A 16,313-nucleotide genomic window follows, 5' to 3' on the forward strand; every position below is an offset into this window, starting at 1 on the left:
TATTGGATAAATACAGGTTTTGATGATGTATTTAAGGGATTGTTGAGATGAAATTAAAACCGATTGAAAAGTAAATACCTCCAACCGGTTAAAGGAAATGCTCGTAATTCTTTTAATGAATTAAATTTGTTGACTACAAGGCCTTTGCCAAAAGAGACTTAAATGAATCCTACGATAATTTTCTAGCAGGTTAACTACTTTGTAATAACCTCAATCTTGCTGCCGCTATGAAACAAATTATTTGGCACGAAATAACCTTTAATTTCCTTACCATTTACTTTTATAGATGTTAAGGTTCTTCCCTTTCCGGATTTTGTTATAGTTAATATTTTACCTGTATTTGTTTTCCATTTTACTTCATCGAAAAGCGGAACCGTAACTATATACTCGGGATCTGTGGCCGAAAAAGGATAAAGACCCAATGCACTGAACACATACCATGCTGACATTTCTCCGGCATCATCCATACCGCTAAGTTCCAATCCTCTTTCACCGATGCCATATAAGTTATTTAATATATAATCAATGATCTTCTGTGATTTCCACGGCTTCCCTACAAAATAATAGGCAAAAGGCGCCTCATGATCTGGCTGATTACCCTGACAATACTGCCCTATCATGGTTTCTACATTTCTGGCAATATAATTGGGATTCCATGGTGTGGTAAAAAATGAATCTAATTTTGCCTCAAAGTTCTTCGATCCACCATATAATTTAATCAATCCAGGCATATCATGGGGCGCAAAAAAAGATACCTGCCAGGCATTCGCCTCCCTGTACATATATTCATAGTAAGGATATTGGGGATTAAAGTTTTTAATCCATTCCCCATTTTCTAATCTACCCCTCATAAATTTTGTAGAGGGATCAAACACATTTTTATAATTCTTGGATCTTGCCATCAATATTTTGTAATTGGCAGTATCGCCTAATTTCTTAGCGATCTGGGCAACGGAATAATCATCATAAGCATATTCTAACGTTTTGGATACTCCGGCTTTACCTTTAGTCTCTACATTAGGGTTAGCAATATCGGGATCAGCTATATAGCCTTTTTTAATATATTCTACTATGAATGGACGCGTTCCTCCTTCTACATTGGCATTCCTTAGCAGTAACTGATAAGTACCTTTGATATCGAAATTATCAATACCCCTGAGATAAGCCCCTGCAATAGAAGATGCAGCATGATCACCATGAAAAAAGGTGGGTATAAAGCCCGTCTTATCTCCCTTATCTTTCAAGGATTTAATAACATTAAGTGTAACATCCGGGCTGATAAGCTCCAAAAGTACATCCTTATTACGATAGGTATCCCACAACGAAGGCTCCGTATAGTAGGTAATTCCCGTTTTTACTACATTTTTCTTGATATCTGTAAATTCTCCGTTTACATCACTGCGCAATGCCGGCCACAGAAATGATCTGTAAAAACACGAATAGAACATTTGCCTTTGTTTATATGTTCCGCCCTTTACCTGGATAGATGACAATAAGGTTTCCCATTTTTGATTTGCCTCTTTACGAATGACCTCAAATGTTTTATTACCTATTTCTTTCTCCAAATTTTGTTTCGCATTCTCTACGCTCACAAATGAAAGGCCTATTTTAAGCTCAACGGGCCCTGTACTACCATTGGCTAAATGAACTATGGCAAAACCTGTGTGCTGTCCTTCATCCTTCTTTTCTAATTTTTCAATTTTGGTATTCAGTACCGCATAAAAATAAACGTTTTCACCACTCTGGAAGCCTTGTAAAGCAAACTCGCCAACCTGTTCAATCTTCCAGGTTGATACGTGGCTAAGGGCTTTAGATAAGTCAAAAAGTATTTGCCTGTCTATATTGTTCTTATATTCGTATCTATGGTAACCGCATCTTAGGGTAGATGTCAAACTCACGTTAACATGATAATCATCCAGGTATACCTGGTAAAAACCAGGAGAGGCACTTTCTTTTTTGTGCGTAAATCTTGAACCAAATTGAGCGCCCGGATTTGAGAGAGGCAGGATAGGAATATTACCCAAATTCCAATGCCCTTTATTGGTATGTGTAAAACCTACTATAACCGAGTCTTCATATTCATATCCAGCACCAGCAGGCTGGAATTTTGTCATTGGGCTTAATTGTACCATGGCATTGGGTAAAGAGCTGCCGGGAAAGGTAAGCCCCGACCACGCTCTCCAACCTTTCGGTAACTCGTAACCCAATATTTTAGGATCAGTAACCCCTTCTGAACCAATAAACGTATTTACATACTTTGTATAAGTACTTATAGTTTGACCTTTACTTGTAGTTGATGCAAGCAACACTATCAGTATTATATTTAAAATGCTTTTAGCGGAGTTTCTCATTCTTTAAAAATAAGTTGATTAAATCAATTGATCCCAAATTGTAACTATTCTAAATCTTTAAATAGAACAGCAATATACATTTATTGAATTTTCCCTTCTGTCTTTAGTTTTGCAGCGGCTTCAATCATCATAACACCACTTAGCTGGGTGGTAAGATCTGTACTACCAGATGGAAGTTTAGTCCAATCCGGGCTAATCATCATTGATGGTCTGCTTATACCTTTAGCACTAAGCGATTCGGCGTTCATTTGCAGAAAGTTGGCATATTTAGCTTTATTAGTCGCATCCAGGTCAGATAGCTCAACCAGCAGGGTTAGGTAACGTACCACAACACCTTTAAATAAACCTCCATCCCCTTGTCCTTCATTTTTGAGAATTCCATTTACTGTAAGGTTCGGATCAGCAATTTCATTATTAGCGGTACGTATAGCATCCTGAAGATACATAGGGTCCTTAGTAATATTATAAAGCTCCACAGCCGAACCAATAAATAATCCCTGATTATAGGTAAATATCCAGTTATCAACCTGCCCGTCCTGGTTGCGGTTAATTCCATCCAGCACCACGCCTGATGTTGGATTAACCAAATTGTTTTTCATCCAATTATACAAGCTTTTAGCCAAGGCAAGATCTTCCGGTTTATTTTGTAATTCATAAAAACGAGCAGCTAATATAGTTGCATTGCCGGTTGATGGTATATTTTTATAATATAACTGAGATCGCTGCCAGGCAATTCCCCCTCCTGCAATAGTATTTGACCCTCCTTTTATTTCTGTATATAATTGCTGAGCCACATTCAGATAATCCGCATCATGCGTTATTGTATAATCTCTCAAGCTTGCATTGGCCAGCCAGCCCATATCATCATAAAACTCATTGGGGTATCCCCCACCATTTGTTATCTTAATTCCGTTTAACAACGTTTTCATACGCTGGCTGTAAACAACGCTTTGAGTTCTTAAATACGCATCCGTTAAAACATCCAGCATGTGTGCATTGGGCCAGTAATTAAAATTAGTGTTGCCCGCATTATTTTGGATATAGTAGTTTCCGTTGGCCGATATAAAAGCAGAATAAGTGGTATTCTGCAGTGAATCTGCCAGCGATGAATAATTATAAGTCACACCTTTCACTGTTGTATCTACCGTTTTCGGTGGTGTTATCGGGTCGTTCTTTTTTGAGCAGGAACATACTGCCAGTGCAATCCATATCATGGATATAGCTGTTATATGAAGGATCAATTTCTTTTTCATAAGTATATCAATTTAATTATGAAAGGGTTGCGCTTTATAAAGCACAACCCTTTACATTTTATTTTATAGTGATGGTATTGGTATAATTGGCAATGCCCGGGCTATAATTTACGTTAACATTACAGTTCCTATTATTAGCGGTAGGAATGATCTTGAAACAAAAATTATATTGTGAGTTATCAACCGGATACATATAATAATAAGACAAAGGCGAAGTGGCAGAAGGATCAGGATTGTCTGAATTCACGCTTCCATACCATTCTACAGATTGATTTCCGGCAGAGTCCATTACCACAAATTTATATTTATACCGACTATCTAAACCATAGGATTCCTTCGGTATAACTATAGTTGTATTAGCAATTTCCCATTGACTGTTGCCTATATAAGGTAAAGTGAAATACACCTTGTTATCAGGTGCCGAGAAAAAACCTACGGAAACAATCTGCGTAAGAGTTGCAGCAGCGTTGCTCAGATCAATAGAAATCCTATACACGTTTTTAGTACCGGTTATCGCTGTACTTCCGCCTGCTACAACCATGGTGTTATTTTGTATGGAGTATACTGTTGGCGAGCCGCTATTTTTATCTACTAAGGTATAACTTCCTGGTTGCAGGGAAGTGTAAAGTTCAAAAGTACCATCGCCGGTTTTTTTGAAAGCGATGCCTTTGGTAATATCATCACCTTGTTCTGTAGCTGTACCAGAAAGATAAAGTGTATTTGGAAGTATTGCAAATCCGGCAGGTCTGGTAACCTGGATAATATGACTATCGCCGCTAACTTTTGCGTTAGTTGCTTTTGAAGTAATAACCGCCCACTTAAATGTTCCGGTACTTAATGACGCAATTCCCGCCAGCGATGCAACCGTATTTAAAACTTTTTGTGTTATTGTTGCCTGTGGCTGAACGCCTGAACCATCAGAAAGTACTTTATAAATCGGCTTACTAAAATCACCATCGGATTTATCAAAAGCTACCTCATATAGTACCAGGTCTTGCGTTGTGCTGGCATTCCACGTGAACAGCACACTTGGGCCTGTTGTCGGTTGCAGGTTAAAACTTGCCTGATTTGTGGGCGCATTCAATGCTGTAACTGGGGCCACATCAGTATTCAGCGCCCTTGTATCCTTTTTACAGGAAGTAAAAGCCATCGTGATTAAAATAATCATGATGCTTAGTTTTATAAAAGTCTTCATTTTACTTATTTATAATAATAAATTAATAACCAGGATTTTGAGTAAGGTTTTTATCGAGACTAAGATCATTGGCGGGTATTGCCCATAAATAATCTCTTGACGGATTAAACTGCCTTTTCTGAGCTCTGATATAACCATTATCTGTAGTTAGATCGCCTGAGAACCTGGCACCATGGGCATAACCGTTCATAACCACCTCTGCTATCTTCCATCTTCTGATATCATCTGCTCTTAATCCTTCCAAAGCAAACTCAACTCTTCTTTCACGCCTGATAATGGCGGTCATATCACCACTGGCAGGATAGTTTAACGCACCCGGATCTGTAAAGCCTGCCCGCGAACGTAAAGCCCCAATGGTTTCATTCCAGACTGTAGCATTCATTTGCCCCAGGCTGTTTTTTGCTTCCGCATAATCAAGCAATATTTCAGCATACCTGAATAAATGCAGATTTAAACCCGATACATAACTGGCCAGTGCATTGGGATCAAAATATTTGCGCCAGTAGTAACCTGTTGGCGAAGAGCTTTCCCTATCCCCTACATACTCATCAGGTCCGCCTGGTATACCGTTTTTATCTGAAGGATCACTTCCAGGTTTAATATAAATGGTTTTACTTGTACCATTTACACCTCCTCCATTATCCCATTTGTACCCATCATAAACTATAGTTGCCGTAAACCTGGGATCACGATTCACATAAGGGTTATTTTCATCATAACCAGATGTAGCATCGGTAATTGGTTTACCATTAAGCATGATATAATCATTAACCAACTCCTGCGTTGGCGACATGGAAATTACACGTCCACCTACCGATAATGGTGCAAAGTCAAAAAAGTCTGACCAAGTATAGGTAGTAGGTACATATTGTAAAGAAAGTATCGTTTCGTTATTGGTTTTGTTTATTACTTTGTCACTAAACAGATCAGTATAACTAGGGTTTAGTGAATAAGTACCATTGACCGTTTGATTATTGATTAACTTTTCGCAAACAGTCACTACATCAGCCATCCTGTCTCCCTGGTATAATAATACCCTCGCCTCCAGGGCTAATGCGGCTCCTTTAGTAACTCTTCCATTTTCACTCACTGCAAGTTGATCTTTTGACGGCAGATAAGGCAAGGCGGCATCCAGTTCCGAAAGGATAAATTTAATAACATCAGCCTTGGGTGTTCTGGCTATTACTTTTGCCTCATCAGGAGTAATATTGTCTGTTACCAGAGGCACATCACCGTACCATTTTGTTAAGTTAAAATGGGCAAAAGCACGTAAAAAACGTGTTTCGGCTATCAACCTGTTTAATACGTCTTTTGACAATGTTGTGTTTTGATTCACAAAGGTTAAAAACTCATTACACGATTTTATGTCCGAATAATAGCCGCCCCAATCCCCGGCAAATTTCCCTGTGCTGGCAGTGGCATTTCCTCCGGATATAATAGCAACGTCGCCAGCCCGTGAATAGGCATTATCAGACAGAGCTTCGGCATTAAAATATAACCCATCATTATAAATTAAGTGATAGTTATTATATAGTGCATTGTATACATTGGCGTCAACTTTCCAAAAAGTAGCATCCGAAAACCGATCGGTTGGAACAATATCCAATTTTTTACATCCTGCAATTGCTGTTGTTATTAAAACTGCAATGAAGAGCTTCTTTAAAAGGTTCATATTTTTATTTTTAAATATTGTCGTTAAAATGTTAAATCGATCCCTGCCCCGTAAAACGCAGATAGCAGGTAACTCCGGGGACTGTTTGAATTGGCATTTAAGTTCACGTTACTATTAAACTCTGATGTTTCAGGATCGGCAAATTTCAGTTTAGTGAGGGTTGCCAGATTTTGGCCAATAAGGGATACCCTCAATTTTTCGATACCCCATTTTTTGGTAAGGCTTTTAGGGATAGTATAGCCGATGTTTACATTTTTTAATCTCGCATAAGCGGCATTATATTTAAAAAGATCAGACCCGGTTTGCCAGTTATTAACATTTGAAGGACCCGAGGTAGCTAATCTTGGATACTTGGCGCCTGTATTTTCTGGGGTCCAGAAATCGGTTTGATGATCATAAAGCGTTGCGCCGTACCCTCCTTGATAAGGCTCTACCAGTTCGCCTCTCAAAAATTCGTCTCTTTTGCCAACCCCTTGTATAAACAACATCAAATCAAAACCCGCCGCAGCTATCCGGTAGGTAAAGCCAAACGTATACCTTGGAAAAGGGTTACCCAATTCGGTTTTATCTTTGGAATCTATTACACCATCATGATTTAAATCTTTAAACTTTAAATCACCCGGGGCCACTACAATTCCGGCCAGTTTAGGGGAAGCATTGATATCAGCCTGGTTTTGGTATAAGCCGTTTGTTTCATAACCATAGTATTCTGTTATTGGCTGGCCCACTTTTCTTATTAATCCATAAACATCCGGCTGTGTAATTTGCTGGGTAGCGGTTCCGGTTAACTTTAATAAGGTGTTTTGATTGTCGGCTATGTTGGCGCTAAAGCTTTGGGTAACACCTTTAGTTCTTAAAGTATAGGTTAATTGGGCTTCCCACCCTGCGTCTCTAACTTTAGCCACATTAGCATCGGCAAGTCCGGCTCCAAAAATAGAAGGAACATCCTGAGGGCTTTGTAAAATATTGCGGGTTACTTTGTTAAAATAGTCAAATGAGCCGGTAAGCTTATCATTAAATAAACTAAAATCAACACCTACGTTAAATGTTGCCGCGCTTTCCCATGTCAGATTGGGATTGGACTGAAACGTACCGGCACCGCCCACCAGCGTATTATTAAATCCGTAGGCGGCAGTGTAGTTAAAATAAGTGGTTTGATATTGGAAATTTCCAACGTTTTGGTTACCCAGTATACCGTAAGATGCCCTTAGTTTAAAATAGTTAAGGGTATTGCTGAACTGTTTCATAAACTTTTCGTCTGATAACAGCCACCCGGCATTTACTGACGGAAAGAAACTCGCTCTTTTACCCGGTGCAAATTTAGATGAGGCATCCTCCCGAAATACAAAATCCAAAAAATACCGGTTTTGATAATTATAGTTGACGCGACCATATGCCGAAAGCAAACTATTAGCGTCAATACCAACACTGTTATTTGAGCCGGTAGGGCTTATAGTAGTACCTGTTGTAGGAGTTCCTAAGGTGGGATCGGTAAGGCTTTTAGATAAGCTAAACCCTCTACTGCTATAGCTTTCGCTCGAAACACCAAGGGTAGCGTTAATCGTATGCTTACCTATGCTTTTACCATAATTTAAATATAGCTGCGTATTGAACAGGTTTTTTTTTAAGTTCCCATCTGCAACCGTGAGATCATTATTTGCTGATGCACCGACAGGTAAAAAGTTAACTACTTTGTCATTGTAAAAGCTACCATTATTGTTGAGGGTACCACCAAATACACCGGTTAACTTTAAATCTTTGGTTATACTTAGAGTGCCATTCAGGTTGCCAAAAATTTCATCGTTGTCGGTTTGATTAAACCCTCCTTTTTGCAATAAGCCTAATGAATTCAGCTGAGATGATACCGGGTTGGTTAAATAGTTGCCGTTGGCATCCTGCCAGTTATAATTTGAAGGTACACGATTGGCATCGGCAATAATAAACCCTTCGCTGCCGCTTGTGGTTTTATTGCGGGTTTTAGTATAGTTAAGTATTACATTAAATTTAAATTTACCAATGATAGAAGTTTGATTTAGGCGCAGGTTATACTTTTGATATCCAAATTTACTACCCGACCCACCATTACCAACAAAGCTGTTCATTTGATCCTGGTAGCCGGCTCCTATAAAATAGGAACTGGTTTCACTACCGCCCGATATATTCAAATTATGCGATTGCAAAGGTGCATTGTAAACCAAATGATTTACATCCCAGGTACCTCTGCCCTCAGCCTGCAGCTCTTGTATTTGCTCTGGCGAATAGGCCGGTGCCAGGCCCGAATTAACCAGGGCCATATTTTTATCATAGGCGTTATCAGCTGCGCTTATTTTGTGCACCAATATATCAGGCACTTGTGTGCCGTAACTACCGTTATAGCTTATGGTAGGCTTTTGGTTCAGCTTTCCACTTTTGGTTGTAATTAATATTACACCATTGGCCGCGCGCGAACCATAAATGGCAGCCGAACCGGCATCCTTAAGTATGGTAACGCTTGCTATATCATTGGGGTTGATGGTATTTAAACTATTGCTACCCTGGGTTACAATTCCATCAATGACCACTAAAGGATCATTGCTGCCTGTTGTACCAACTCCTCTTATGTTTACAACAGCATCTGCGCCAGGATCAAGCGAACTTTGTTGAATAATTAAATTGGGAGATTCGCCTTGTAATGCCTGAAAAGTATTCAAGACAGGCTTACTGCCAATATCTTTTGCACCAACTGTACTTACTGCTCCATTGATGTTTATTCTACTTTGCGTGCCATAACCTACTACCACCACCTCGTTAAGACTCGTATTATTCTCCTTAAGTTTTATATTAATTAATGTGTTACCAACAGCAGGTACCTCCTGTGTATCAAAACCAATAAAACTAAATACAAGTATGGCTTTATCATCTATTACAGAAATACTGTACTTTCCGTCCGTATCTGTCACAACTGCATTAGATGTGCCTTTTTCTCGAACAGTAACCCCCGGCAAAATCGCGCCTTTATCATCTGTAACCTGTCCTGTAATAGTTTTTCGGTTTACCTTTTCTTTTGGTATTGCAGGCTTCTTATTAACCAAAATGGTTGTATTTACAATCCGGTAACCCAATGGCTGGTTACGGAAACAAATATCAAGAGCCTCTTTTAAACTTATATTATTCAGGTCTAAAGTGACAGGTTCTGCTAATACGAGTTCATCTTCGGTATACAAAAAATCATACTTGGTTTGCGCCTGTATTTTTTTAAAAGCTTCTTTAATAGTTGCGTTTTTAAGCTTTAAAGTAACCTTTTGAGCATAAGTTGCCGCGGACACCTGTAGAAAGGTTACCGAGAGCAAAATAAGGGTTAATTTCATAACGAGCAGAGGTTTATAAATACCGCAAGGGAGCTTGCTGTAAATAAAATTTGTAAAAATTTTATACATTTGAATGTTAGATTAAGTAAGAAATTGTATTAGCTGCAATGTTTTATTATCTGGCATATGACCAGGGGCGTTGGAGCGCTCCTGGTTAACTTTAACAGATAATTGTTAGTTGAATAATGAGTTAATTCATCACAATTATCCTCCTTCCTTTTATAACTAAATGAATATTCCCTACGCTTTCCAGGTGTTGTAGCAATTCTTCGATACTTTTAGACCGGTAAAAAGTACCTCCAAATTTCAGGTCATTAAAATTTCCCTGATACGCAACGTCAACGTCGTACCAACGCGATACCTTTTTCATAATACCTTGAATATTATCATGATCGAAAATAAAATATCCATTTTTCCATGCCATGGCATCATCAATATCAGCGGTTGATACAATAATGCTATTAGAATTTTTATTGATGACCGCCTGCTGACCAGGTGCAAGAGTGGAGTGAGCATCGTTTTTGGTTATCTGTACAGCCCCTTCCAATAAGGTAGTTTTAATCTTTTCATCATCGTTATATGCTTCAATATTGAAATGAGTACCCAATACACGTACCTGCACATTATTGATGTTTACATAAAAAGGCTTGTCTTTATTTTTTGCTACTTCAAAATAGGCTTCGCCCACTAGTTTAACCTGGCGGTCATGGCCAATAAATGCAACGGGATAACTTATGGATGAAGCAGCGTTTAACCATACTTTAGTACCATCGGGCAAAACAACTTCGTATTCACCTCCTTTGGGTGTAGTTAAGATATTATCGCCAATACCTTGACCATTATTTGCTTTGACGCCATCTATTGAATTATATACAATTTGTCCGTTACGGGTTTTCAGTACACTGCCGGAGTTAGTTTTAGCCAGTATGCCATTGGTTGCATTGGAAAGTAAGATGATCTTGCCATTGGCCATGGTTAAAAATGCTTTACTTGATCCAGGCAGGATCGGCGTTTTAGGTGAAGCAGCAAAATGGCCTGTATTAGTATTTGATTTACTTTGACGCCGAACATATAACATCCCTCCCATGAGCAAAAGGAAACAGGCAGCTGCTATTTGAAGCCATTTATTTTTGTATATACTGAATACGCTAGCTTGTTCTTTTTTTACATGTGGTGATTCTTTGAAGCGAAAATCAGATTGAATTCGTTGTAAAATTTCGTCTGTTTGCTTTTCTCCAAATTGAGGAGCTTTTTCCAGATCAACCAAATCAACAATAACTGCGTCAGCAATTTCATCAGTACCTGCATTGTTGATGTAATCTAATAACTCAATGCAATCAGCCTCACTTATAAGACCATTTAAATATTGATGCAACAAGTTGTGCAGCCTTGCTTTATTCATGTTCTGTTTGTTTATAATTTGCCGGGAATGGCTGGTTTATATATACAGTACAAAACAACTCAAGGGATAAGTCTAGTTGAAACGAAAAAAAAATTAATGATGGATGATGATGGCCAGAAAAAAAATGAGATCGGCAGATTTTAAGTGTGTTTTGAGCGTTTTTAAAGCCTGGATCATATGATTTCTAACCGTATGTTGTGAAATTTGCAGCTTATCTGCGATTTCCTTATAGGATAGGCCCTCATTTCGGCTCAGTTTAAAAACCAATTGTTGTTGCCGGGGAAGTTGATCAATGATTTTTTGAGTAAATATTTTGAGATCCTCCGCAGCCATATGTTCTTCTGTCGGATTATGTTCCAGAATGGTGCGCTGAATTAACAATTTCAGGTTATCGGTAGATTTATAGATCTGCTTTAAAGAATTGATCGAAAGCCGTTTTGTAATAACATATAAATAAGGCCACAGATCCACATCTGGATCCAGCTTGTCTCTGTTCAACCAAAATGTTATAAAAGTCTCCTGAACAATTTCCTCACTCAGTTCCTGGTCTTTTAAAAATCTATAAGCGAGTTTATAAATTTTACTACTATAAAATCCATATACCAATCTAAATACAGTTTCGTCTCCTGCAATCAGTTGTTTAATATCTTCTTTGTATAGGAGCTGGTTATACAAGTGTTTGAGAGTTTTAAAATTGGCTGCTAAAATTAACAAGTATTTTCAGATTTACAATTATCTGCTTTGTAGTCAGACTTTGGTTATAAAAATAATCCGGGCATTTATAGTCAGGTTGATATCCCCATTTCCATTGTTGTATTGGTACTGATGTCGCTAATTATATTGGTGAAGCAAAATTTCAGGGCATTTACGCTTGCCCACGGTAGTATAGGCTTTGGATTTTTGCTCATAGGTACTGGCACATGGGCATTTATTGGAGGGACGATCCATGACCTGGCTTATATGTATATAGTTACCTTGGAACTGTATCTGGCTTATGTAACTTATTCTATTATGTTCTTCGAGCAGTTAATTGCCACGTTTAAATACAAGAGTAATGTGGGTTTTATGATCTACCTGGCCGATTCTACGGGATACCTGGGTAATGTTTGTATATTGCTTTTTAAACAGTTTGGCCATACTCATTTGTCATGGGGCAATTTTTTATTTTTATAGAAAAAACAGAGGTTATACCAAAAACAGCGGGCGCCTCAGTTATACTGAATCAGCCCACTGCACAACTTGGTAATGCTGAATAGCAAGAAATCTATATCAAAAAAACTAATGCTGTTTATTTCGACATATGATCATCTAAAACTGGCAACAGATCTAAAAGATTATCAATTATATAATCCGGCTTAGCAGATTGCAACTGTTCAAATGTATGCGCGCCGGTAGTAATACCTATACTGTAAACACAGCCAGCATTTTTTCCTTCTTCAATATCAATAATAGAATCCCCTACCTTAACAACTTCATTACCGTTTGTAATTCCAAACTGCTGCATTGCAAATAATATCATATCCGGGTTAGGCCTGTTTTTAGGTACATCTGTCGCGGTTACCAGATCGTCAAATTCAACGCCCTTTTTCCAGCCCAATTTGTCAACAAGAGACTGAGCAATTACTCTATTGTAGCCAGTATTAAATACCGTCAATATCTTTCTTTCTTTTAAGGCAGCAAATAATTCAGTTGCATTATTCTGCGGTAAAACGTTCAGTACAGCATAAGCATCTTTAAGCTGAATCATGAAGTTTGCAAAAATACTATTAGCAAGTTCCTCATCATCATTTTCGGCATAAACATTTAGAATGCTTTTAATAGCCTGTAATTTTTCTTTACCAGCCCCTTGTGCTAATACTTCGTCTAAAGTGAAATTATATCCTGCTTCATTTATGGCTTTTTGCAGCGTTTTGTAAACAACATTGTCTTCGTCTACTACTGTACCAGCCATATCAAAAACAACCATTTTAATTGTACTATTCATTGTTATCTAATTAATTGTAAAAAGGAAAAATATAGTGATCATTTAACTTATTTTAATACCCACCCTTACCGGCTTACTTTCACTGGCATATTTGAAAGCTGCTTCAATATCATTCAGCGGATATTCTTTTTCTATCAGATCTTCAAAAGGATATTTCGAATGATTATCTTCGATAAACCTGGTAGCATTTACAAAATCATCATAATTATAATTATGCAGGCCACGAATCTGTAGTAATTTACGCACTATTTTTTGAGCATCAACCTGTACCGGCTTTGCCGGAAAAACAGCACCAATCCAAACCGCGCATCCTCCAAGAGCCAAGGAGTCAATACCAATTTTCATTGCTCCGGGATTTCCGGTCATATCAAAAACTATATCAGCCTCGGGCCATGGTAAATCGCCGGCATGATCTTCATTTATGGAGGAATAAACCTCATCCGAGCCAAATTTACTCCCCCAATACAACCTGGCTTGATCATTATCGACTAAACCGATCCATTGAGCGCCTGCTTCTTTACACATGGCTACGCATGATAATCCAAGTAAACCCGCGCCAAAAACAATCACTCTTTTGTTTTCAATTTGTTCCGCTATACGTAATGCACCCATAACGGTTGAGTGGGCACAGCTTATAGTGGCTGCTACTTTAACCGGTATAGAAGAAGAAATTTTAATAAAGGCAGTGTTAGGCTGCAATACACAATAATCGGCGAGTCCGCCGCTGAATATATTATTTTCTGAAGCGAGTGTATGCCCGTATTTGTACAAATGATCGCTTTTTTGAGGCATATCAGGTCTCGGGGCTTCTATACCGGCAGGCACAGCAAAAATAGACCATGTTATCCTGTCGCCAATTTTTACAGGCTCACCCCTGAAATCTTTAACTGTGCTGGTCTGATCCAAACTCAATATTTCGCCTACAATTTCATGGCCCAAAACTACTTGTGCTGGTTCAATTCTGTGCCCGCAATAGGTATGAATGTCACTACCACAAAGCGTTGTGTAGAGGTTTTTAACCAGGATTTCGCCATCTTTAAGCTGAGGCACGTCCTTTTCAATAAATTTAAAAGGAATACCGGTACCATTAAATATTGCTGCTTTACCCGACGGAAAGCTGGTTAACTCGTTTTTCATTTGTTTTTAGTTTGGTTTTAAAATATAAGTAACAAAATGTAATGATCAACACACCGGCTATTCCAAGATAAACGCAGATTTCTAAAAAGATAGATAATATAGAATAATTAGAGGGTATCAGGTATCTCAGGAACATCAAACCAATATAACCGGTATAGCCAACAGAATCAACTATATACATCAAAAATCCAACATTTGCCCGCTCCCTGGTAATAGCAATAAGGCGTTCAAATACAACAGCATGAACTGCCACATAAGGCATATAAACACCAAGACCAATCAATACCATGAAAGGAAATTTACCAAGTCCATTTTGTAAGCCTACAACAGAAGCAAGCAAAATTACAAAGCCGGTTAAGCTGGTAAACAAAGAAAAACGAAATGCCTTGTAATGATCAGGGATTAAAACAGCAAAACCAGTAATAATAATAACACCCAATGACACTAATAACTCCGATTGTGTAAACAATGCCGGCGTTTGGAGATAACCTAAACCGCCCCATAGTTCAACAGCAAAATCAGCCCTTACACTACGTAACAAAGTAACAAACAAATAAATAGCTACAATGGCTATCAAACCTGGCGCGTATTTGTTAAAAAAGTACCAGCGATCGGCTGCCGTCATTGGTTCTCTTGCCGAACGGGTGCTTATATCGGTAATAGTTGGTCGTGGGACACAGGCCAGCATAGTAATAAACAATAGCAGGGGTAACAAAAATACCAGACCGGCAACAAAAGGCATCCAGTTTTCACCAACACCAATCGTTAATAACAGGGCCCCTACCGACTTGGATACACCATCTGATAGAATAAAACTTGCACAAAGCCCGGCAATCAGAAACTCCGTTTGCTTGCGCCCTTCTAAAAAGCTCAGCACTAAACCAAATATTACCCCGAGTGGAAGACCATTCAATAACATACATGCCAAATTCCAGGGACGTGGTATTACAGCAAAAAACAGCAGCATAACCTCAGCAAATCCAATCAGGGTAAGAATCGCTCCAATACGTTTCTCCGGCTTAATTTCAGAAACGAATTTGATACCTATCCATTTTGCCAGCACATAGCCCACCGTTTGCGCAATGATCATTCCGAACTTATAACTTAAGCCCCATAAGCCTACATCGGCAAAAGCTGCCGCTGTATAAGGTTTCCGGTATCCATACATGCAGAAGTAGGTACCAAATGCCGCGATCAATGACCAGGCAGGATTTGCAAACACTTTTTGCAGACGTTTGGAGTTAGTTTGGAATTGCATTTAAACGATACAAACACTGTTTACCAAAACTAAACAATGTTTAATATTTGTTCACTTACTAAGCATTATATTTGTGTTAACAAATTTTTAATTCTTATTGTTATAGAATGAAAAAAGATGCCCGGACAACACGCAGAAAATACATTATAAATTATCCTGTACAATCAATGTTTAGCATTACGCATCCTGATAAGCGAAAAATTAAGGCTGGATGAGCTTATCGCTTTCGCAAGGTCAGTGAGTGAGGGAGTGAAACGCAACTCAACGTTACGACTAAGTATATCTGGAATAATATGCGCTACCAGCATTACTGATAAAGGAATAACCGGCTGATACGATATGTAATAACCTGCACATTCATCTATCAAAGAAAAACTTTCAACCGGCAGCTCATAACAAAACAATGTGGTTGACATCATAACTTCATACCAGCCCGATTCTACTATTATTACATGGCTCGCTGTGGTATCTCCCATAAATTTATCAATATCGGCAGGTGTTGTTTTTGCCGACGCGTAATAGGTTACCCGTGGACAATCTCTGGGAAGTAAATAATTATGCAACAAGTTTTCAGTTATGGCGAAAACTACATCGCCGGTTATTCCAGCAAAATACGAAGGGGAAGGCCTGGGTTTAAATTCCTTTATACCGGCTTGTTCACTTACATGAAAAAGCCGGTTATCATTCTTTAAAATATCCGGATCTAACTTCATA

At 38.5% G+C, this 16,313-nt stretch carries 11 protein-coding genes and 1 pseudogene; 1 reads left to right on the forward strand and 11 read right to left on the reverse strand.

What is annotated here, in order from left to right; genetic code table 11:
- Window positions 1-194 precede the first annotated feature (194 nt).
- From BW976_RS02615 to BW976_RS02645, 7 genes are all read right to left on the reverse strand, one after another.
- Window positions 195-2,351 (reverse strand): GH92 family glycosyl hydrolase, encoded by a 2,157-nt coding sequence (locus BW976_RS02615; protein ID WP_076370077.1) that lies wholly within the window; start codon window positions 2,349-2,351, stop codon window positions 195-197.
- Window positions 2,352-2,431: 80 nt separating this feature from the next.
- Window positions 2,432-3,604, reverse strand: a complete 1,173-nt coding sequence (locus BW976_RS02620) for a glycoside hydrolase family 76 protein (protein ID WP_076370079.1) — start codon at window positions 3,602-3,604, stop codon at window positions 2,432-2,434.
- A gap of 58 nt (window positions 3,605-3,662) precedes the next feature.
- On the reverse strand, window positions 3,663-4,799 hold the full coding sequence (locus tag BW976_RS02625) for a SusE domain-containing protein (RefSeq protein ID WP_076370081.1): 1,137 nt from the start codon (window positions 4,797-4,799) through the stop codon (window positions 3,663-3,665).
- A gap of 22 nt (window positions 4,800-4,821) precedes the next feature.
- Window positions 4,822-6,471, reverse strand: a complete 1,650-nt coding sequence (locus BW976_RS02630) for a RagB/SusD family nutrient uptake outer membrane protein (RefSeq protein WP_076370083.1) — start codon at window positions 6,469-6,471, stop codon at window positions 4,822-4,824.
- 23 nt (window positions 6,472-6,494) lie between these two features.
- Window positions 6,495-9,818, reverse strand: a complete 3,324-nt coding sequence (locus tag BW976_RS02635) for a TonB-dependent receptor (protein WP_076370637.1) — start codon at window positions 9,816-9,818, stop codon at window positions 6,495-6,497.
- Window positions 9,819-10,008: 190 nt separating this feature from the next.
- Window positions 10,009-11,220, reverse strand: a complete 1,212-nt coding sequence (locus BW976_RS02640) for a FecR family protein (RefSeq protein WP_076370085.1) — start codon at window positions 11,218-11,220, stop codon at window positions 10,009-10,011.
- A gap of 93 nt (window positions 11,221-11,313) precedes the next feature.
- Window positions 11,314-11,895 (reverse strand): RNA polymerase sigma factor, encoded by a 582-nt coding sequence (locus BW976_RS02645; RefSeq protein ID WP_076370087.1) that lies wholly within the window; start codon window positions 11,893-11,895, stop codon window positions 11,314-11,316.
- 87 nt (window positions 11,896-11,982) lie between these two features.
- Here BW976_RS02645 and BW976_RS02650 point away from each other — a divergent pair.
- Window positions 11,983-12,393 (forward strand): annotated as a pseudogene (locus BW976_RS02650) (DUF5690 family protein); the annotation flags it as partial.
- A gap of 115 nt (window positions 12,394-12,508) precedes the next feature.
- On the opposite strand, the gene BW976_RS02655 reads toward BW976_RS02650, so the two are convergent.
- The 4 genes from BW976_RS02655 to BW976_RS02670 form a co-directional block, all read right to left on the reverse strand.
- The gene (locus BW976_RS02655; RefSeq protein WP_076370091.1) at window positions 12,509-13,204 is read right to left on the reverse strand and encodes an HAD-IA family hydrolase; all 696 of its coding nucleotides are present in this window, start codon (window positions 13,202-13,204) and stop codon (window positions 12,509-12,511) included.
- Window positions 13,205-13,246: 42 nt separating this feature from the next.
- A complete protein-coding gene (locus BW976_RS02660; RefSeq protein WP_076370093.1) occupies window positions 13,247-14,341 on the reverse strand; it encodes a zinc-binding dehydrogenase in 1,095 nt (364 codons plus the stop codon).
- Window positions 14,307-15,599, reverse strand: a complete 1,293-nt coding sequence (locus BW976_RS02665; RefSeq protein WP_076370095.1) for a DUF5690 family protein — start codon at window positions 15,597-15,599, stop codon at window positions 14,307-14,309. Before BW976_RS02665 ends, BW976_RS02660 begins: the two co-directional genes overlap by 35 nt.
- 164 nt (window positions 15,600-15,763) lie before the next feature.
- Window positions 15,764-16,312, reverse strand: coding sequence for a DUF6886 family protein (locus BW976_RS02670; protein ID WP_076370097.1), 549 nt, complete (start codon window positions 16,310-16,312; stop codon window positions 15,764-15,766).
- Window position 16,313: the final 1 nt, after the last annotated feature.

This window comes from Mucilaginibacter lappiensis, assembly GCF_900155965.1.
GTDB classification, from domain to species: Bacteria; Bacteroidota; Bacteroidia; order Sphingobacteriales; family Sphingobacteriaceae; genus Mucilaginibacter; species Mucilaginibacter lappiensis.

Bases quoted from the DNA above. Each gene is read 5' to 3' on its own strand.
- BW976_RS02615 (WP_076370077.1), bottom strand. From the start codon at position 2,351: ATGAGAAACTCCGCTAAAAGCATTTTAAATATAATACTGATAGTGTTG.
- BW976_RS02620 (WP_076370079.1), bottom strand. From the start codon at position 3,604: ATGAAAAAGAAATTGATCCTTCATATAACAGCTATATCCATGATATGG.
- BW976_RS02625 (WP_076370081.1), bottom strand. From the start codon at position 4,799: ATGAAGACTTTTATAAAACTAAGCATCATGATTATTTTAATCACGATG.
- BW976_RS02630 (WP_076370083.1), bottom strand. From the start codon at position 6,471: ATGAACCTTTTAAAGAAGCTCTTCATTGCAGTTTTAATAACAACAGCA.
- BW976_RS02635 (WP_076370637.1), bottom strand. From the start codon at position 9,818: ATGAAATTAACCCTTATTTTGCTCTCGGTAACCTTTCTACAGGTGTCC.
- BW976_RS02640 (WP_076370085.1), bottom strand. From the start codon at position 11,220: ATGAATAAAGCAAGGCTGCACAACTTGTTGCATCAATATTTAAATGGT.
- BW976_RS02655 (WP_076370091.1), bottom strand. From the start codon at position 13,204: ATGAATAGTACAATTAAAATGGTTGTTTTTGATATGGCTGGTACAGTA.
- BW976_RS02660 (WP_076370093.1), bottom strand. From the start codon at position 14,341: ATGAAAAACGAGTTAACCAGCTTTCCGTCGGGTAAAGCAGCAATATTT.
- BW976_RS02665 (WP_076370095.1), bottom strand. From the start codon at position 15,599: ATGCAATTCCAAACTAACTCCAAACGTCTGCAAAAAGTGTTTGCAAAT.
- BW976_RS02670 (WP_076370097.1), bottom strand. From the start codon at position 16,312: ATGAAGTTAGATCCGGATATTTTAAAGAATGATAACCGGCTTTTTCAT.